Annotated in this window: 17 protein-coding genes; 5 read left to right on the forward strand and 12 right to left on the reverse strand. The window is 64.4% G+C overall.

What is annotated here, in order from left to right; translation table 11 throughout:
- Positions 1 to 55: 55 nt before the first annotated feature.
- From aroB to pilM, 6 genes are all read right to left on the reverse strand, one after another.
- Positions 56 to 1141: a 3-dehydroquinate synthase gene (gene aroB, locus AB3X86_RS29480; RefSeq protein WP_368598728.1), complete on the reverse strand. Its 1086-nt coding sequence runs from the start codon at positions 1139 to 1141 to the stop codon at positions 56 to 58.
- Entirely contained in the window at positions 1141 to 1692 is a 552-nt protein-coding gene (locus AB3X86_RS29485) for a shikimate kinase (protein ID WP_368598729.1), read from the reverse strand. Before AB3X86_RS29485 ends, aroB begins: the two co-directional genes overlap by 1 nt.
- Positions 1693 to 1806: 114 nt before the next feature.
- Positions 1807 to 3525 (reverse strand): type IV pilus secretin PilQ, encoded by a 1719-nt coding sequence (gene pilQ / locus AB3X86_RS29490; RefSeq protein WP_368598730.1) that lies wholly within the window; start codon positions 3523 to 3525, stop codon positions 1807 to 1809.
- Positions 3522 to 4460 (reverse strand): hypothetical protein, encoded by a 939-nt coding sequence (locus AB3X86_RS29495; RefSeq protein ID WP_368598731.1) that lies wholly within the window; start codon positions 4458 to 4460, stop codon positions 3522 to 3524. Before AB3X86_RS29495 ends, pilQ begins: the two co-directional genes overlap by 4 nt.
- A complete protein-coding gene (locus AB3X86_RS29500) occupies positions 4457 to 5152 on the reverse strand; it encodes a fimbrial assembly protein (RefSeq protein WP_368598732.1) in 696 nt (231 codons plus the stop codon). Before AB3X86_RS29500 ends, AB3X86_RS29495 begins: the two co-directional genes overlap by 4 nt.
- Positions 5149 to 6138 carry a pilus assembly protein PilM gene (gene pilM / locus AB3X86_RS29505; protein WP_368598733.1) on the reverse strand — a complete coding sequence of 330 codons (990 nt, stop codon included), beginning with the start codon at positions 6136 to 6138 and terminating at the stop codon, positions 5149 to 5151. The genes AB3X86_RS29500 and pilM overlap by 4 nt, the downstream gene beginning before the upstream one ends.
- Positions 6139 to 6399: 261 nt before the next feature.
- On the opposite strand from pilM, the gene AB3X86_RS29510 reads away from it, so the two are divergent.
- On the forward strand, positions 6400 to 8796 hold the full coding sequence (locus AB3X86_RS29510; RefSeq protein WP_368598734.1) for a penicillin-binding protein 1A: 2397 nt from the start codon (positions 6400 to 6402) through the stop codon (positions 8794 to 8796).
- Positions 8797 to 8897: 101 nt separating this feature from the next.
- Here AB3X86_RS29510 and cyaY read toward each other — a convergent pair whose 3' ends face one another.
- Positions 8898 to 9218 (reverse strand): iron donor protein CyaY, encoded by a 321-nt coding sequence (gene cyaY, locus AB3X86_RS29515; RefSeq protein ID WP_368598735.1) that lies wholly within the window; start codon positions 9216 to 9218, stop codon positions 8898 to 8900.
- 35 nt (positions 9219 to 9253) lie between these two features.
- Here cyaY and AB3X86_RS29520 point away from each other — a divergent pair, with 35 nt between their 5' ends.
- Together AB3X86_RS29520 and lysA are read left to right on the forward strand one after the other, a co-directional pair.
- On the forward strand, positions 9254 to 9598 hold the full coding sequence (locus AB3X86_RS29520; protein ID WP_368598736.1) for a lipoprotein: 345 nt from the start codon (positions 9254 to 9256) through the stop codon (positions 9596 to 9598).
- A 9-nt stretch (positions 9599 to 9607) separates the two neighbouring features.
- On the forward strand, positions 9608 to 10870 hold the full coding sequence (gene lysA / locus AB3X86_RS29525; protein WP_368598737.1) for a diaminopimelate decarboxylase: 1263 nt from the start codon (positions 9608 to 9610) through the stop codon (positions 10868 to 10870).
- Positions 10871 to 10990: 120 nt separating this feature from the next.
- Here the strand turns inward: lysA and msrQ are convergent, their stop codons facing one another.
- From msrQ to AB3X86_RS29550, 5 genes are all read right to left on the reverse strand, one after another.
- Positions 10991 to 11692 carry a protein-methionine-sulfoxide reductase heme-binding subunit MsrQ gene (msrQ, locus tag AB3X86_RS29530; RefSeq protein WP_368592726.1) on the reverse strand — a complete coding sequence of 234 codons (702 nt, stop codon included), beginning with the start codon at positions 11690 to 11692 and terminating at the stop codon, positions 10991 to 10993.
- 10 nt (positions 11693 to 11702) lie between these two features.
- Positions 11703 to 12698: a protein-methionine-sulfoxide reductase catalytic subunit MsrP gene (msrP, locus tag AB3X86_RS29535; protein WP_176124245.1), complete on the reverse strand. Its 996-nt coding sequence runs from the start codon at positions 12696 to 12698 to the stop codon at positions 11703 to 11705.
- 205 nt (positions 12699 to 12903) lie between these two features.
- Entirely contained in the window at positions 12904 to 14112 is a 1209-nt protein-coding gene (gene ccsB, locus AB3X86_RS29540) for a c-type cytochrome biogenesis protein CcsB (protein ID WP_368598738.1), read from the reverse strand.
- Between the two features lie 4 nt (positions 14113 to 14116).
- Positions 14117 to 16327: a cytochrome c biogenesis protein ResB gene (locus AB3X86_RS29545; RefSeq protein WP_368598739.1), complete on the reverse strand. Its 2211-nt coding sequence runs from the start codon at positions 16325 to 16327 to the stop codon at positions 14117 to 14119.
- 118 nt (positions 16328 to 16445) lie between these two features.
- Complete coding sequence (locus tag AB3X86_RS29550) at positions 16446 to 17099, reverse strand: cytochrome c (RefSeq protein ID WP_368598740.1); 654 nt, start codon at positions 17097 to 17099, stop codon at positions 16446 to 16448.
- Between the two features lie 220 nt (positions 17100 to 17319).
- Here AB3X86_RS29550 and yihA point away from each other — a divergent pair, with 220 nt between their 5' ends.
- Together yihA and hemB are read left to right on the forward strand one after the other, a co-directional pair.
- The gene (gene yihA, locus AB3X86_RS29555; protein WP_368598741.1) at positions 17320 to 17982 is read left to right on the forward strand and encodes a ribosome biogenesis GTP-binding protein YihA/YsxC; all 663 of its coding nucleotides are present in this window, start codon (positions 17320 to 17322) and stop codon (positions 17980 to 17982) included.
- A 285-nt stretch (positions 17983 to 18267) separates the two neighbouring features.
- Entirely contained in the window at positions 18268 to 19266 is a 999-nt protein-coding gene (gene hemB, locus AB3X86_RS29560) for a porphobilinogen synthase (protein ID WP_013090747.1), read from the forward strand.
- The last annotated feature ends 69 nt before the right edge of the window (positions 19267 to 19335 follow it).

Consider the following 19335-nt stretch of genomic DNA (forward strand, 5'->3'; position numbering starts at 1 on the left):
GGGCGGCGCCTCGTGACGCGGGTGCGTGAAGCGTGGCTGCAGGGCCGTGTTGAAACTAGACGGCGGCGGCCAGCGTCGCATGCACTTCGGCGTCGGGCGCGCGGGTAATCAGCGTCTCACCGAAACGCTTCAGCAGAATGAACTTGATCGCGCCGCCTTCCGCTTTCTTGTCGATCTGCATCAGCTCGACGTAGCGATCCGTGCCGAGAGCGGGAGCACGCGTGGGCAGATGCGCGGCAAGCACCACGTCGACGAGTCGCTTGCGCGACGCTTCGTCCAGATGGCCGAGGCGCACGGACAGATCGGCTGCCATCACCATTCCGCAGCCGACCGCCTCGCCGTGCAGCCACTCGCCATAACCGAGCCCGGCTTCGATCGCGTGGCCGAACGTATGGCCGAAGTTCAGGATCGCGCGCAGACCGCCTTCGCGCTCGTCCTGCGCCACCACCGACGCCTTGATCTCGCAGGAACGTTTGACCGCCTCGGTCAACGCCGCCGGTTCGCAGCGGTTCAAAGCCTCGATATTGGCCTCGATCCAGGTGAAGAAACCGGCATCGGCGATCGCGCCGGTCTTGATGACTTCGGCGATGCCCGCCGCGAGTTCGCGCTCGGGCAGCGACCGCAATACCCCGATGTCGGCGATCACCGCCTGCGGCTGGTAGAACGCGCCGATCATGTTCTTGCCGAGCGGATGATTGATGCCGGTCTTGCCGCCGACCGACGAATCCACCTGCGACAGCAACGTGGTCGGCACCTGGATGAACGGCACGCCGCGCATGTAGCAGGCGGCGGCAAATCCGGTCATGTCGCCGATCACACCGCCGCCGAGCGCGATCAGCGTGGTCTTGCGGTCCGCGCGCGAGCCGAGCAGCGCGTCGAAGATCAGGTTCAGCGTCTGCAGATTCTTGTGCGCTTCGCCGTCCGGCAGAACGACCGTGGACACCTGCTTGCTCAGCGGCGCGAGCGCCGCGCGCAGCTTGTCGCCGTAAAGCGGATCGACGGTGCTGTTGGTAACGATCGTGACCGAGTTGCCGGCGATATGCGGCTTGAACAGCTCGGTCTGGCCGATCAGGTCGGCACCGATATGAATGGGGTAGGCGCGCTCGCCCAGTTCGACGTTGACGGTAATCATACGGTCCATTATGACGCAGGATGTTTGGCGACGCCGGCCATCTCGAGCTGCATCAGAACCATGTTGACGAGTCCGTTGACCGAGGGCCGGCCGGTTTCGATCACGAAGTGCGCGCAATCGCGGTACAGCGGGTCGCGCACTTCATAGAGCGCTTCGAGGCGAGCCTTGGGGTCTTCCGTTTGCAGCAGCGGACGATTCTTGTCGCGCCGCGTGCGCAGCCACAGGTCATGCGGATTGGCGCGCAGATAGATTACGAGGCCGCGGCTTTTCAGCGCTTCGCGGTTTTCCGGCCGCAGCACCGCGCCGCCGCCGGTCGCGAGCACGATATTGTCGCGCGCGGTCAGCTCCGAGATCACGCTCGCTTCGCGATCGCGAAAGCCCGCTTCGCCCTCGAGCTCGAAGATCACGGGAATGCGCGCGCCCGTGCGCGCCTCGATTTCATGGTCCGAATCGAAGAACGGGCGCTCGAGACGGCGCGCAACCGCCCGACCCACAGTGGTCTTTCCTGCCCCCATGAGGCCTACGAAAAAAACATTGGCGTGTGCGTCCCGCGCTTGCAACGGTGTCCTCTGGCTAATCCGGTGTAGTTCGTGCCGCAGCTTACTGGCAAAGCGGCTGCCTTGTCGAGCCTGCGCGCCGCCGACGGACGGCGGCGCAAGCGTGCCCTAGATGCCCTAATTTTCCCGCACCACGCGCGGCGTGATGAAAACCGCCAGTTCACTGCGCGTGTCGCGATGAGTCCGATGGCGGAACAACGCGCCCAGAACCGGTATTTTGCCAAGGATGGGCACCCGCTCGACGTCGTCGCGGTCGTCAGTCTCGTAAATTCCGCCGATCGACACCGTACCACCATCCTCGACCTCGACGCGTGTTTGCACGTGCTTGGTGTTGATCGCGGGCCCGGCGTCGGTCTGCTCGCCGACGCTGTCCTTCGCGACGTCTAGATCGAGCACCACGCGGCCATCCGGCATGATCTGCGGCTCGACCTCCAGTTTGAGCGTCGCGCGGCGAAACTGCACGCCAGATACGCCCTGGCCGACCTTCGCCTGATATGGCAGCTCGGTGCCCTGCTCGACGATCGCCTTCATCCGGTCCGCCGTCACGACCCGCGGGCTCGACACGATTTTCCCATGTCCCTCTGATTCCAGCGCCGAGAGTTCGATATTGAGCAGCCGTGTAGCGTGCGCCGCGAATAGCGTAAGGCCGGCGGTCGCGGCATCGAATCCGGAAATCGGACGGGCCGACAGATCGTACACGGTGCCGTCCGCTCCTCCCGTCAGCCCCCTCGACGTACCATCCGCGCTCGTGCCGGCCAGCGACAGCCGCACCCCGAGATTGCGCGAAAAGCCCTGGTCGCCTTCGACGATCTGCGCCTCGATCAGCACCTGGCGAGTCGGCCGGTCGACGGAGGCGATCAGCGTCGCGATCTGTTCGAGCCGCCCAGCGAGATCGGTGACGAACAGCAGGTTGGTGCGTGGATCGGCGGTGACGGCGCCGCGTTTGGACAGCACGCGCTGGGTGCCGGAACCGGTCAGCAGGCGCCGCACGTCCTCGGCGTGCGCGTAGTGCAGCTCGAACGTGCGGCTCGCGAGCGGTTCGAGGTCCGCGGCGCGCGCGTGAGCTTCGAAGCGCTGACGTTCGCGCGCGGCGAGTTCGGCGGCGGGCGCGACCCAGATGACGTTGCCGTGGCGCTCCATCGCCAGATTGTTGACGTCGAGCAGCGTGTCGAACGCGGTGCGCCACGGCACCTGATCGAGCCGTATCGACACGGCGCCGCGCACTTTGTCGCTGGCGACGATGTTCAGGCCGGTGAACTCGGCGAACGCTTTCAGGACCGCGCCGAGTTGCGCATGCTGGAAGTTCAGCGAAATCGGCTTGTTGCCCGCGGGAAGACCCGAGTCGGCACTGGCCGCTGCGTCGGCGAGGCGCGGCCGCGGCGGCAGCGGAACCGGCGGGCCCTCAAGACTGGGCGTGCCGGCGCCTTCGTCGCGGGCGGTAACGGCGGGTTGTTTTGGCGACGGTGGCAGGATCTGGCCGTTGGCGTCGTCGTCCGGGGAAGCGTCGGGCGCTATCGCGGCACGCGGGGCCGGCTCGACGGTGTCCGGGTCCGGGGCCGCGCCTGGCGCAGAAACATAGCCGAACGGATTCGCCGCCTGGCCGATGCCGCCGCTCGGCAGCGGCGCTGTCTCGTGGGCGGGATTGGCCGATACGGCTGGATCGTCGAGCGCGGCGTAAGTCGGCAACGGCGGTAGCAACGGTGGCGTCGCTGCCTGTGCGACCCCAACGCCCAGCGTGGCAGCGACGTAGAGCCCGAAACACACCCCGCAGACGACACGGACCTCGCGTTCGCCCCGCAACATCCCCACTCTCAATCGCTTGAGTGTGCGCATCATGACGCCTCCGTCTGCATCAGCGTCAGCGTGCGCGTCGCGCCGCCGTTCGCGAGCGTAATGCCGAGCGCGTCGAGCTGCGTGACCCGCTCGACGCCCAGTTGCTGCCCGGCCACGACCGTAGTCGTGCCGTCTGGTGTGTCGAGAAGCGCGAGCCCGCGGGTACGATCGCGCAGCAGACCGACGAGGCGCAACTCGGAAACATCGCCCGGCTCGCCGCTCGCGGAGATCTGCGGCTTCGCAAACGGATCGAAGAATACGAGACCTTCGTCGTCATCGTCGGCGGCCTCGTCGGGGTCAGCGCTTGCGCCGGCGCTCGCGGCCAGGGTCGCGGACGGCGGTCGCAGCGCGTCGTACACCTGCAGCGTCGCGGCCACCGCGAGACCTTTGCCGTCCTGCTTGACGGTCACATCGGCGGGAACGATCAGCACCGGCAGTTGCGCGAGCCCGTGGAAAAACGCCATCAGGTGGACGAAGTCCGTGCGCGCGGTGAGCTGCAGCTCGCGCTTGCGCTCGACGCCCTCGCCGCTCGCCGCGCCCGGTTCGACCGCGAGCAACAGGACGCCGCTCTGCGTGGCCAGCTCGGAGACGATTCGCACGTCGTCGGCGGAATTCCACGGCACGGCGCTCGACACCGTGGCCGGCATCACCGCGGCTGCACGGCGCAGCGACGGCAGCTGCGCTAGCGCGTGGCGCGCCTGCGCGAGACGCTGCGTGCCGAGCGCGAGCGCCGCGCGGCTCGCTTCCAGTCCGGCGAGATCGGCCGTGTTCCAGCCGTACGCGCCGAAGGCGAACACCAGCGCGGCGATTGCCGTCGCGACGAGCCAGCGACGGTGCGAGCTCCAAGCCTCGAGCGGCATACGCGCCCGCTTGACCCAGCGTGAAACGAACGCGGCGCCGTGCGGTGCACCGCCCGGCTCGAAAAATGTCGTGCTCATCGTGCACCTCCCTTTCGTGCGGCCCGCGACGCGTGCGTCGCTTGGAGCGGCGGTTCGTCCCAGCGCAGGCGCGCATCGAATTCCACCGGTCCGCCAATCGCCGGTTCCGTCGATGCGCCGCCCTTCCCCGTCGGCCGACGTAAATCGCGCATCTCCGCGCCCTGCACGCCGTGAATCGCGCCGAGCCGCTTGAGCCACTCGGCCGACGCGATATGGCCGCTCGAAGTCGCCAGCAATTCGGTCTCGTACTCGCGCTGTCGAAACTGCCGCAACACGATGCGCTCGCCGGGCTCGAAGCTCAGCGCGTCGAGCAGATCGCGCAGATGCGCGAGCGGCCTCGCGAGACTCGCGGCGCGCCCCGCGGCTTCGCGTTGCGCCTGTTCGGCCCGCGACAACTTCGCGTGCTCCGCGAGCGGCGCGGCGAGCGGGGTCAGCGCCTGCTCGACAGCCGCGCGCCGCGCATCCAACCGCGCCGCGGCAAAGCTCTGCCAACCGGCGACGAGCAGCACGCCCGCGGCACCGACGCACGCCGCCACGGCCCAGTCGCGCATGCAGCGGCGCCGTGCGAGTCGCGCGTTGCGTTGGCGGTACGGCAGCAGATTGAAGCCGCCTAGCCACGGTACAGCGGCACGCTGGTCACACCGACCGGGACTCGCGGCCACGCCAGATGAAAACGACAGAGCGCCCCTCATTCCAGCACCCCACGCAACGCGAGCCCAAACGCGACCGCGCCAGCCGGCTCGTGCAGCAACGCGTCGTCGAGCGGCCGTGCGTGGCTGCCGAGCAGCGCGCACTCGAACGGCAGCGCCGAGCAGCCGAGCACGTCGCCGATATCGGCGAGCGAAAAGCCGACGCCGTCGAGCAGTTCGATTTCGCCGCCGATCAGCGCGCAGTCGAACTCCGGCCCGTGCGTGAGATCGCGCAACGCGTCGGCGAGATCGGCATGCTCGGGCGCCGGATAGCGCATTTCGGCGACGTTCGCGCCATCGACGACACTCCAGCCGTACACGCCGTCCGTACCGACCCACACCGCCGCGTACGGTTCGTTCGGGTCGAGTTCGCGATTCGCCGCATGGCGCAGTGCGCGCAATGCGGCGTGCGGTTCGCCATCGATAGCGGACAGCGAAATGCCCGCGGTCGCCGCGCATTCGATCCGCGCTTCCAGATGCTGACGCGAGGTCGCGGCGATCTTCACCGAGCGCTGCGGAGACGGTGTCTCGTCGACGTACCAGTCGACCGCGAGTGCATGACGCTCGAGCCCGGCGATGCGCTCGGCTTCGCCCATCACCGCGGGCGCGAGTCCGGCGAGCGCGACGCCGCCGTCCTCCGCCTCGCAGTCGCTCTGCGCGGCGAGCCGCGCGAGCGGCACTGTCGTCGTCAGCGTGGCCGACGCAGGCACGGCCATCGCGCAGCGCAGCGCGTGGGTCGCGCATACGCGCGGCAAGCCGGCGAACGCATCGCGCAATGCCCGCGAAACGGCCTGCCGATCGACGATCTCGGCGCCCGCCATCACCCCGGCCGCGAGCGGCACCGTGCTGATATGTTCGAGATGCAGCGCGCCCCGTGCGCGTTGACTCACCACCACGAGACGCACGTTTTGCGAGCCGACGTCGATGCCGGCGGCGAAACGCTGCCGGCCCTCCCGCACCGCCTGAAGCCATGAATTCCTATAAGCCATACCGCCCTCCCTCTGAACGCGAATAACGAGGGATCATTGTCGGCAGACGCGCGTCCTAACGACATTCAGCCGAATGGCTAACGCGGCTGCGAAGCCGCCCCGAGCGGCATCAAAGCGACTACAGTTGGGACTACAGCGAAGTCGTTCCCGCGCCGCCTGGCGAGTGCCGATTGCACGCCCGATTGCACGCCATTCGTAAGCCTTCCGAAAGCAGAAAAACCCTGGCGGCTATAATCGCGGGACTGTTTTTCCGGTACTCCTATGCAAGCCACATCTCCTACGTCTCCGCCGCCCGCGCCGAAAAAGCGCAAACGTCCGTTATGGCTGAAACTGATCCTCGGCTTTGTCGGGTTGATTGTGGCGGGCATCGTGTGCGTAGCGCTGGTGCTCGGCTATGCACTCGTCGTCGCGACGCCGAACCTGCCGTCACTCGATGCGCTGACCGACTATCAACCCAAGGTGCCGCTGCGAATCTATACGGCCGACCACGTGCTGATCGGCGAATTCGGCGAGGAGCGGCGCGACATCGTGCACATCCAGGACGTGCCCGACAGCCTGAAGAAAGCGATCCTCGCGATCGAGGACGCGCGCTTCTACGAACACGGCGGCGTCGACCTGACCGGCATCGCGCGAGCCGGCATCGTCGCGCTGACCAACGGCCATGCGACTCAAGGCGCGAGCACGATCACGATGCAGGTCGCGCGCAACTTCTTTCTGTCCAGCGAGAAAACCTACACGCGCAAGATCTACGAGATGCTGCTCGCGTACAAGATCGAGTCGAAGCTGAGCAAGGATCAGATTCTCGAGGTGTACATGAATCAGATCTATCTCGGTCAGCGCGCGTACGGATTCGCGAGTGCGGCGCGCGTGTACTTCGGCAAGGATCTGAAGGACCTGACGCTCGCCGAATCGGCGATGCTCGCCGGTCTGCCGAAGGCGCCGTCCGCGTATAACCCGGTCGTCAATCCGAAGCGCGCGAAGGTGCGCCAGGAATACATCCTGCAGCGCATGTACGAACTGCATTACATCACCCCGGAACAGTACGACGAGGCGAGCCGCCAGCGGCTCGTCGTGAAGGGCATGGGCAAGGAGTACAGCGTGCACGCGGAATACGTCGCGGAAATGGTGCGGCAGATGATGTACGCGCAGTATCGCGAGGAAGCCTACACGCGCGGCCTGAACGTCGTAACCACGATCGACTCGGCCGATCAGGACGTCGCCTATCACGCGGTGCGCAAAGGCTTGATGGACTACGAGCGCCGTCACGGCTATCGCGGCCCGGAGGCGTTCATCGATCTGCCGGCCGACGCGGACGAGCGCGAGCAGGCCATCGACGACGCGCTGCTCGAGCATCCCGACAACGGCGAAATCATCGCGGCCGTCGTCACGGCGGCGAGCCCGAAGGAAGTGCAGGCGGCCTTCATCGACGGCAACGTCGCGACGATTCAGGGCGACGGCCTGCGCTATGCGCAGTTCGCGCTCGGCCCGCGCGCGCAGCCGAATCAGCGCATCCGGCCCGGCGCGATCGTGCGGCTCGTGAAGAATGAAGAGGGCGACTGGTCGATCACGCAATTGCCGCAGGTGGAAGGCGCGTTCATCTCGGTGGTGCCGCAGGACGGGGCGATCCGTTCGCTGGTCGGCGGCTTCGACTTCAACAAGAACAAGTTCAATCACGTGACGCAGGCGTGGCGTCAGCCGGGCTCGAGCTTCAAGCCGTTCATTTATTCGGCGTCGCTCGAAAAAGGCCTCGGGCCCGCGACGATCATCAACGACGCGCCGCTCTTTTTCAGCGCCGCCGAAACCGGCGGCCAGGCGTGGGAGCCGAAGAACTACGGCGGCGGCTTCGACGGTCCGATGACGATGCGCACCGCGCTGCAGAAGTCGAAGAATCTCGTGTCGATCCGCATCCTGAACCAGATCGGCCCGAAGTACGCGCAGCAATACATCACGCGCTTCGGCTTCGACGCGGATCGCCATCCCGCCTATCTGCCGATGGCGCTCGGCGCGGGCCTCGTGACGCCGCTGCAGATGGCGGGCGCGTTCTCGGTGTTCGCCAACGGCGGCTACCGGATCAATCCTTATCTGATCGCGGAAGTCACCGATCAGCGCGGCGGCGGCGTCGCGCAAGCGCAGCCGCTCGTGGCCGGCCGAAACGCACCGTATGCAATCCAACCGCGCAACGCCTATGTGATGAACAGCCTGCTGCAAAGCGTCGCGCAGCACGGCACCGGCGCGAAGAGCAACGTGCTCAAGCGCACCGATCTCGCCGGCAAGACCGGCACGACCAACGATTCCCGCGACGCGTGGTTCGCCGGCTATCAGCACACGCTCACCGCGATCGCGTGGATCGGCTACGACAATCCGCGCAGCCTCGGCGACAAGGAAACCGGCGGCGGCCTCGCGCTGCCAGTGTGGATCGAGTACATGGGACGCGCGCTGAAGGGTGTGCCCGAGTACAAGATGGCACGCCCCGACGACGTCAGCGAAATCGGCTCGGAGCTTTATTTCGACGATTTCACGCCGGGCCACGGGTTCATCGCAACGGTCGGCGTCAGTCAGGCGACGCTCGACGCCCAGGCGAGCGCCGCGGCCGCCGCGCCGGAACAGGTCGGCGAGCAGGAGAAGCAGGACATCATGAATCTGTTCCGCGGGCACTGAGGCCGCGTCGACGTCCCGTCAGAAAAGAAAAAACCGCCGCGTTGATTACGCGGCGGTTTTGTTTTGAGAGCGTCTCGTGCTTCGCGCTTGTCGCGCCACGCTCATTGCGCGGCGAACTGCACCGGCTCGCCAGCCTGCTCGGTCGCATACTGCGACAGCGCCGCGAAAAACTCCGAGCCGTTGCGCGTGTCGCGCCATTCGCCGTCGACGAAACGGAAGTGAAAACCACCGGCCTTCGCCGCGATCCAGATCTCGCTCATCGGCGGCTGAAGATTGACGATGATCTTCGTGCGGTTCTCGAATTCGAGCGTCAGAACGTTACCGCTGCGCTCGAGCTCGATGTCGGCGTCGATGTCGTCGAGCGCGCTCTCGATGGCGGCCAGTACGGCTTCCGCACGGGTCAGGTAATCACTATCGGACATGCTAAACTCCATCGATTATTCATTCAGGGACAGTCATGCGAGTCGTAACTCGGATGCGCGCGGCAGCGCCCGGCCGCGCGATTGTAGCGGTTTTAGCCATTCTCGCAGGTTGTGCGCTCACCGGCTGCGGCCAACGCGGCTCGCTTTATCTGCCAACCGTACCGCCGCTGCCTGCCCCGCCGGCTCATCGCACGCAAACACCGTCGACCGATCAAACGCAGCCGGCTACCGGCAATACCGCCGACACGGATTCGATCCCGGACACCTCGGGTACGCCGCTCACGCTCGCCCCCGAAGACCAACTCAAGACGCCGCCCGCTTCGGCGGCATCGGCTCCCGCAGTGCCGCTGCCCGCCTCCGCCGTCCCTTCCGCTCAATAAGACTTTCGCATGACTCGATCCGCATTTGACTACGTCGACGGCGTATTGCACGCCGAAGGCGTGTCCGCCGTTTCCCTCGCCGAGCAGTTCGGCACGCCGCTGTACGTCTATTCGCGCGCCGCGCTCACCGCGGCGTGGTACGCCTATGCGGGCGCTTGCGCCGGGCGTCGCGCGAGCGTGCACGTGGCCGTCAAGGCCAATAGCAATCTGGCGGTGCTGAACGTATTCGCGCGGCTCGGCGCGGGCTTCGACATCGTGTCGGGCGGCGAACTCGCGCGCGTGCTCGCGGCCGGCGGCAAAGCGGAAAACACCGTGTTTTCGGGCGTCGGCAAGCAGACGAGCGAAATGCGCGACGCGCTCGCGGCGGGCGTCAAATGCTTCAACGTCGAATCGATTCCCGAGCTCGATCGACTCAACGCGGTGGCGGGCGAGATGGGCAAGAAGGCGCCGGTGTCGCTGCGCGTGAATCCCGACGTCGACGCGAAAACGCATCCGTACATTTCCACCGGCCTGAAGACGAACAAGTTCGGCGTCGCGTTCGAGGATGCACGTGCCACTTATCAGGCGGCCGCGGCGATGGCGAATCTCGAGGTGGTCGGCATCGACTGCCATATCGGCTCGCAAATCACCGAAGTCGCGCCTTACCTCGACGCAATCGACAAAGTGCTGGAGCTCGTGGAGCAGATCGAGCAGGACGGCGTGACGATTCGCCATATCGACGTCGGCGGCGGCCTCGGCATCACATACGACGACGAGACGCCGCCGGAAATCGGCGAGTTCGTGCGCACGGTGCTCGATCGCATCGAAGCGCGCGGCCACGGTCACCGCGAAGTCTATTTCGAACCTGGCCGCTCGCTGGTCGGCAACGCGGGTGTGCTGCTCACGCGTCTCGAGTATCTGAAGCCGGGCGAGGACAAGAACTTCGCGATCGTCGACGCGGCAATGACCGATCTTGCACGCCCCGCGATGTACGACGCGTATCACGCAATCGAGCCGGTCGTGAAGCGCGGCGTCCCTGCGCACGTCTATGACGTGGTGGGCCCGGTCTGCGAAAGCGGCGACTGGCTCGGCCGCGAACGGCTGCTCGCGGTCGAGCCCGGCGATCTGCTCGCGATCCGTTCGGCCGGCGCGTATGGCTTCGTGATGAGCTCGAACTACAACACCCGTGCGCGCGCCGCCGAAGTGATGGTGGATGGTACACAAGCGCACGTAGTTCGCGCGCGCGAAGAAATCGGCCAGCTGTTTGCGGGCGAAACGATTCTGCCGGCGTAAACGTCGGGGCTGGCTGCAGAGCCAACGGTAAATGAAGCGCAGCAACAAAAAATGGCGATGCCTCCTCGGCATCGCCATTTTTCTTTGCAGCAGCGTGCGTGACGCGAAAGGTTCGCGCAATCACCGTCGGCGCGTTGTCATCCTTCGCTCACGTATCCACACCACCAGCCGCCACCCCAGCAGCGCGATCATCACCGCGCCGTAAATCTTCGGCAGCAGCAGATCGTGCTTGCCTGCCTTCATCCACCAGAAATGCAGGATGGCGAGCGCGCCGATCACGTAAATCGCACGATGCAGCGTCTGCCAGCGACGTCCGAGCTTGCGCACCATCGCGCGCGGCGACGTGACCGCAAGCGCGATCAGCAGCACGAAGGCGGCGAAGCCCACCGTGATGAAGGGCCGCTTGCCGATGTCCTTCAGTATCTCCGCCACATCGAACCACTTGTCGAACCACAGGTACGTGGTGAAATGCAGCGTCGCATAGAAGAACGTATAGAGTCCGAGCATCCGACGGAAACGCACGAGCGCGGCGACGCCGGTCAGACGGCGCAGCGGCGTCACCGCTAGCGTGATGCACAGGAACACGAGCGTCCACAGGCCCGTCGAGCGGGTGATGAATTCGATCGGATTCGAACCGAGCCGGTCGGTCAGGCCAAACAGCACGAGGCGTGCGAGCGGATAGAGCGCCGCGACGAAGACCGCGACTTTCGCCGGGACGACCCAGCGCGCGCCGCCCGCGGCCCGCGGCTTGGCCGCCGACATCGGCGCCGTGCGCCGTGTCGCAGGCTCGCTGCGGGTGACAGTTTGCGTGTCGGTTGCCATCGCGCTCGCCTTAGAAGTTCTTCTTCAGGTCCATGCCTTGATAGAGCGATGCGACCTGATCGCCGTAACCGTTGAACATCAGTGTCTTGCGCTTCGGCGTAAAAAAGCCGTCTTCGCCGATACGCCGTTCCGTAGCCTGGCTCCAGCGCGGATGATCGACATTCGGATTCACATTCGAATAAAAACCATATTCGTTCGATGCGTACGTGTTCCAGCTGGTCGGCGGCTGCTTCTCGACGAAACGGATTTTCACGAGCGACTTCGCGCTCTTGAAGCCGTACTTCCACGGCACCACCACGCGCACCGGCGCGCCGTTCTGATTTGGCAGCACCTGGCCGTAGAGGCCCATCGTCAGCAGCGTCAGTGGATGCATCGCTTCGTCCATCCGCAGGCCTTCCGAGTACGGCCACTCGAGTATGGGCTGCGACAGCCCGGGCATCTGCGACGGATCGGCGAGCGTGATGAATTGCACGTACTTCGCATTGCCGGTCGGCTCGACGCGTTTAATTAACTCAGAAAGCGAGACGCCGATCCACGGCACCACGATCGACCAGCCTTCGACGCAGCGATGACGGTACACACGTTCCTCGAGCGGCGCGAGCTTCAGCAGGTCGTCGATGTCATAGACCTTCGGATTCTTGATCTCGCCCTCTACGCTCACCTTCCACGGATGCGGCCGCAACGTGCCCGCGTGCTGCGAGGGGTCGGATTTGTCGGTGCCGAACTCGTAGAAATTGTTGTAGGTGGTGATGTCCTTGTACGGCGTGATCTTGTCGAGCGCGACGAACCTGGTGTTGGTTTTCGCCGCGAGCTTCTGCGCCTTCGGATCGGGCGACGAGTATGTCGCGAGCGCCTCGCCGCTCACGCCGACGAGGCTGCCGAGCGCCATCGCGCCCGCTGCCTGCAGGATGCGTCGGCGGTTCTCGAACACGTGCCGCGGCGCGATTTCGCTGCGCGCGATGTCATCGCCGGTCAGTTGAATTCTGTCGCTTCGCTTGATCCACATCGTGCTGCTCCTTGCCGGCCCGCCGCGTCATCCGCGTTGCGGTGCCATATTGATGATCGCCCGTTTGGGGGCGCCTGTCATCCACGGGTACCTGCTCAGGTGCTTGATTGGTGAACACCGGGGCGCGACGAATATTCCGTCCACCATGAAAAAACCGCCGGTGCAAAGCACGCGGCGGTTCTTAGTCGGTTCAGCGCGGCGGATCTTACAGCTTGCCGTAGCTATGCAAGCCCGACAGGAACATGTTCACGCCAAGGAACGCGAAGCTCGTGACCAGCAGGCCGGTCAGCGCCCACCACGCGGCGATAGCGCCGCGCAGGCCCTTCATCAGACGCATGTGCAGCCAGGCCGCATAGTTCAGCCAGACGATCAGCGCCCACGTCTCCTTCGGGTCCCAGCTCCAGTAGCCGCCCCACGCTTCGGCGGCCCACAGCGCGCCGAGAATCGTCGCGATCGTGAAGAACGCGAAGCCGACCGCGATCGACTTGTACATCACGTCGTCGAGCACGTCGAGCGCCGGCAGACGATCCGCAAGGACGCCGCGTTCCTTCGCCAGATATGCGACGCCGACCATCGCCGACAGCGCGAAGCTGCCATACCCGATGAAGTTCGCCGGGACGTGAATCTTCATCCACCAGCTCTGCAGCGCCGGCACGAGCGGCTGGATCTGCTGCGCATCGCGGGAGACCGAGTACCACATCAGGAAGCCGACGGCCGCGCTGATCACGAGCAGCACAAACGCGCCGAGCGCGCGCGTGTTGTAGTGCTGCTCGTAGTACAGATAGAAAAGCGCGGTGATCAGGCTGAACAGCACGAAAACTTCATACAGATTCGAAATCGGAATATGGCCTACGTCCGAGCCGATCAAGTACGACTCGTACCAGCGCACCATCATGCCGACGAAGCCCATCAGCACCGCCACCCACGTCATCTTCGAGCCGATCGCGGCGCCGGTCGGCGAGCGCGACAGCAAGGCGATCCAGTAGAACACGGTCGCGAAGACGAACAGCGCGCTCATCCACAGGATCGCGGACTGGCTGGACAGGAAATACTTGAGGAAGAACGCGTTGTCGGCGCGGCTCAGATCGCCTTGGTAGATCTGGATCGCAAGCAGCGAAAGAGCGGCGATTCCCACCATCAGCGGACGCACCGGCTTCCAGCGCCAGCCGAGCACCACGAAAACCGGCACCGAGCACACCAGCACCAGTTTGTCGTAGTAGTTCATGAACGGGTAATAGCGCGACAGCGCAAAGCCGGCGCCCCCGACCAGCGCGAGTGCGAACAGCCAGTCAAAGATACCCAGGCGTTTCAGGAACGGCCGTTCGTCGAATTGCTGGAGTTCGGGCGTGCTGCTCGCAAACGCCTTGTCGGCGCGTGAAGCAGAAGAAGAGGAGGAAACCTGAGTCAAGTCCATGATCTTACCGGGTCGAATCCTGTGAGCTTGCCGACGGGGCGGCGGCCTGAGCGGCCGGGCTGGCATCGGCTGCTTCGATGAGTTTCGCGCCCAGTGCGGCGCTCACGGCGTCGCGCGTCTGGACGAACTCCTTCTCGAAGTCTAGCGTCTTACGCGCGCTCGACATCGCCATCACGACGTTCATGCCGTGGTCCGTGTCCTTGAGCCAGAACCACAGACGCCGTTCGCGAACGTAGAACATCGAGAAGATGCCCAATACGAGAAGCAGGCTGCCAAGATACACGACTTTTTTGCCGGGCGCGCGCGTCAACTGAAATACCGAAGCTTGCACCTGCTTGAACGAGTCAAGCTGCAAATAGACCGGCGATCCATACAGAAAGCTGTCGGATATCGCATTAAGCGAGCTCTGGATGAAGCGGCTCGTGTCCGCATTGGCCGGCGCGGCGGGCTCGCCGAGCCGCTGGCGCGACAGTTGCCATAGATCCCACGTGACACCTTCGAGCATCCGAAGCAGCAGGCCCGCGGCCTTTTCCTGCTCGCCTTTCGGTACCGAGCGGTCGATAAACCCAGCGACTGCCTGGAAGCCGCCGAGCGTTTCGCCGTTCGGCATCTTCATGCTGGCGTCGGCGCCCGCAAAAAGGGTCAGCACGCGCAATGCGCTTTCCTCCAGATGCTGCTGCAGCTCCGCATTCAAGCCCGGCACCGAGCGCTGCGCGAACTGATGAGCGGCGATGGCGCGTTGGTTCGGGTCTTCGAGCGTGGCGCGCAGGTTCATCCATTCCTTGAGCGTGCCGCCGCTGTCGGCGGGAATGCGCAGGTAGCGGAACGGATCGTCCGGATTCAGGCGCATGCCGGCGAGGAACATCTTCTCGCCGTTCACGTCGACGGGCAGCATGTAGTTGTTGTACTCGCGCGCCTGTCCATCCTTGCCGCGAATCTTGTACTGCACCGACGGGCCGACGTTGTGCAGGTCGAGCGGCTTCGAGGATTTCGCGCCGGAGCCGAGACGCTCGTCGAACGCTTCCTTCAGCGAGTGCTGCGCTGCGACCCCGCGCGCATCGTTCTGGCCATTGGCGTTGGAGATGTTTTCGACGTTGATCGCGCGGAAGTCGGTGAATTCGACGGTCTGGCCGTCGGCGAGCGGCGTGGCTGAACTCAACGGCGCGCTGCCGCCGATCGTGCCGCCAAACGGCGCGGGTTTCGCGCTCGCGCCGGACATCGGGAAGGCGGTCATCTGCATCTGCGAGCCGCCGTCCTGGAAACTCGACTGATAAATCGACACGCCGTCGTATTCGAATGGCTTGTTGACCTCGACGCGCGCCGGCACGCGCGCGCCGGTCTTGTGATCGACCACGACGATGTCGCTCGCGAACAGCTTCGGCATGCCGGTCGTGTAGTAATCGACGATGAACTTGTTCAGTTCGATCGAAAACGGCAGGTCCTGGATCAGCGAACCGTTGGGCTGATTCAGGATCGCGGTCGACACGTGCTGCCCCTCGGGCACCCACGCGTAGCCGCGGAACGTCGGGTTCGACTGCGACAGCCGATGCTCGGGCGAAATCTCGCTGATAACGGTGTTCGAGTTGATCGGGGACTTGTCGAACAGCCACATTTGCAGCTTGATCGGCAGATTGCTGTCGAGCAGGCCGCCGAGGCAGATCACGACGATCGCGAGGTGCGCGGAGATGTAGCCGAACTTCGTCAGCGTGCCACGCTTTGCGGCGATCAGCGTCGCGCCATCCGACTCACGCGTGACGAACTTGTAGCCGAGCTTCGCCGACAGTTTCGCGAGCACTGCCGCAGTCTGCGCGCGCGTGCCGTGCACGGCGAACTCGCCCTTGTGATGGAACGCACGCAGGCTGCCTTCGCGAACCTTGTCCTTCCAGCTCTTCGCATCGGCGAGCATCTTCGGCGCATTGCGGATCACGCAGAGCGACACCGACACCATCAGGAAGCCGAGAATCAGCATGAACCACCACGAGCTGTACACCGTGTAGAGGCTCAGCGCGCGGAAGATGTCCGCCCAGAACGGACCGAACTGGTTGACGTAATTGGGATACGGATCGTCCTGCGTGAGGACGGTACCGATGATGCTGGCGATCGACAGAATCACGAGCAGCGCAATGGCGAAACGCATCGAGCTCAGGAGCTCGATGGAGCTGCGCATGACGCGATTGCCCGACTTCGACTGCAGACCCGACGTGGTGACGCTCATTCAAACTCCGACTGAACAGCAAAAAAGGGTGAAGGGCTGTCGTAGCTACGACACCCTCACCCTTTTCTTGTTTTTCACCGGCCTCGCCGGGCCGGTTGGATTCGCGCGGGCGAACCGCTTAATGCAGACCCGCGATGTAGTCGGCAACCGCCTTGATCTCGTTGTCCGACAAACGCGATGCTATCGCATGCATCGCGTCGCTGTTATTACGAGCGCCCGGACCTTGCGTGAACGCGGTCAGCTGCGTCACCGAGTACTCGGCCCACTGTCCCGACAGGCGCGGAAACTGGATCGGAATACCCTGTCCCGTGGGGCCGTGGCAGGCCGCGCAGGCGGGCACGCCCCGGTCGGCAATCCCACCGCGATAGATCTGCTGCCCCACCGCGACCGTGTTCTTGTTGTGCGCATAGCCCGGCTTGGGCGTCTGCGTCGAGAAGTAAGCCGCAACGTTGATCATGTCCTGATCGGAGAGCGCGGCGGCCATGCCTGCCATGATCGCATTATTGCGCGCGGCCTGTTTGGCGCCCGGCTGCGTCTTGAAATCTCGGAGCTGCTTGACGAGATACTCAGGATGCTGGCCCGCGAGCTTCGGATATGCACCGCCGGCGCTGTTGCCGTCTGCCCCGTGACAAGACGCGCACACTTGTACCGCGATTGCCTGCCCCCGATTGATGTCCGGCTTTGCCGGATCTGCTGCTCGTGCCTGAATTGCCAAACCTGAAAGACCTGCCGTTACATGAAGCACCATCAGAGTCTTGCACAGTCGATTCATTCGCACACCCTGTCTCGTCTTGTGGGATTTTAGAGGTTCTGCAAAGTACGACGACGGCGACCGAGTGACCGCCAGGAGCCGCCAAGGCACGTGGGGCGGGCTCCCAAGGTTTTCAGTAAACCATCGTATTGTACAATAACTCGCTAATCGCTTAGACGCCAGTCGGGCTTGACCCCGTTCCCGCTGCGGGCTCCGCGGCGTCTCCAATCTGGCTTCCACCATGCCCTTCCTGCTCCACGAATCCCGCTTCTATACCACCGTCAATCATTTGCGTGACCTGCCGGCCACCGCGCAGCCCGAGATCGCTTTCGCAGGACGCTCGAACGCAGGCAAGTCGACCGCGATCAACGTGCTCTGCAATCAGAAGCGACTTGCGTTCGCGAGTAAGACGCCTGGCCGCACGCAGCACATTAATTACTTTTCGGTTGGCAAGGCAGATGAACCGGCCGGCTATCTGGTCGACCTGCCGGGCTACGGTTATGCGGAGGTGCCGGGGGCGGCGAAGGCTCACTGGGAAGCGTTGCTGTCCACGTACCTGCAATCGCGCTCGCAACTGCGCGGCATGATCCTGATGATGGATTCGCGCCGCCCACTGACGGAGCTCGATCGACGCATGATCGAGTGGTTCGCGCCGACCGGCAAACCGATCCACACGCTGCTCACCAAATGCGACAAATTGACGCGTCAGGAAAGCACGAACGCGTTGCGCACCGCGCAGAAGGGATTGGCCGAATATCGAGCCGCCGGCTATCGCGGCGAGTTGACCGCACAGCTCTTTTCGGCGCTCAAACGAACGGGCCTCGACGAAGCGCATGAGCTGATCGAGAGCTGGCTGATCCCCGGCGCGGTGGACGAAGCAGGTGAAAAGCCGGCTGCGGGCTGAATCACTATCGATACCGGAATCCCTCAGCGCGCGTGACGCGTGATATGCCTTGAATACCCGTACGAGGGCGCATTTCCGGCCACCCATAAAAAAACCCGCCGCTTGAACGGCGGGTCAAACAGCCTAATCGAAAAACGACAGGCACCCGCTCAGGGAGGAGAAGCGGGGAGGTCAGCGCTAGGCGCCTTGCTCGATCGGTATGATATACCATTGTCTCGAAAAGTTTCCGGGAGCGGAGCCAGGTGCCATTTGTCCACTCCACCTATCCACGATCTTCGATTCGATATGAGCTTCTACCCGCACTACCGTCCGCGCCGCATGCGCCGTGACGACTTCTCGCGCCGCATGATGCGCGAAAACATCCTCACCACGAACGACCTGATTTACCCGGTATTTATCGTCGAAGGCACCAACGTTCGACAAGCGGTGCCGTCGATGCCGGGCGTCGAGCGCGTGTCGGTCGATCTGCTGATGGGCGTCGCGGAGCAGTGCGTCGAACTGGGCGTGCCGGTGCTGTCGCTGTTTCCCGCGATCGAGCCCTCGCTGAAGACGCCCGAAGGCCGCGAAGCGGCCAACCCAGCGGGTCTGATCCCTCGCGCGGTGCGTGAATTGAAGAAGAATTTTCCGGAGCTCGGCGTGCTCACCGATGTCGCGCTCGATCCGTACACGAGCCACGGTCAGGACGGCGTGCTCGACGAAGCCGGCTACGTGATGAACGACGAGACCGTCGAAATCCTCGTCGAGCAAGCGCGTGCGCAGGCGGAAGCCGGCGTCGACATCGTCGCGCCGTCAGACATGATGGACGGCCGCATCGGCGCGATCCGCGAAATGCTCGAGAGCGAGGACCACATCCACACCCGCATCATGGCGTACGCGGCGAAGTACGCTTCGGCGTTCTACGGCCCGTTCCGCGATGCCGTCGGTTCCGCGACGAACCTCGGCAAGAGCAACAAGATGACCTACCAGATGGACCCGGCCAATTCGAACGAGGCGCTGCGCGAAGTGCAGGCCGACATCAACGAAGGCGCGGACATGGTGATGGTCAAGCCGGGCATGCCGTATCTGGACATCGTGCGTCGCGTGAAGGACGAGTTCCAGTTTCCTACCTACGTGTACCAGGTGAGCGGCGAATACGCGATGCTGAAGGCCGCCGCGCAGAACGGCTGGCTCGATCACGACAAGGTCATGATGGAATCGCTGCTGGCATTCAAGCGTGCCGGCGCGGACGGCGTGCTGACGTATTTCGCGCTGGATGCCGCGAAGATCCTGCGATCGCAAAAGTAAATCAACGCGCGATTTAGCACGCGACTGTCGAGACAACAAAAAGGAGACGAACCTTGGGTTTCGCCTCCT

Source organism: Paraburkholderia sp. BR14374, from assembly GCF_040948685.1.
GTDB classification, from domain to species: Bacteria; Pseudomonadota; Gammaproteobacteria; order Burkholderiales; family Burkholderiaceae; genus Paraburkholderia; species Paraburkholderia youngii.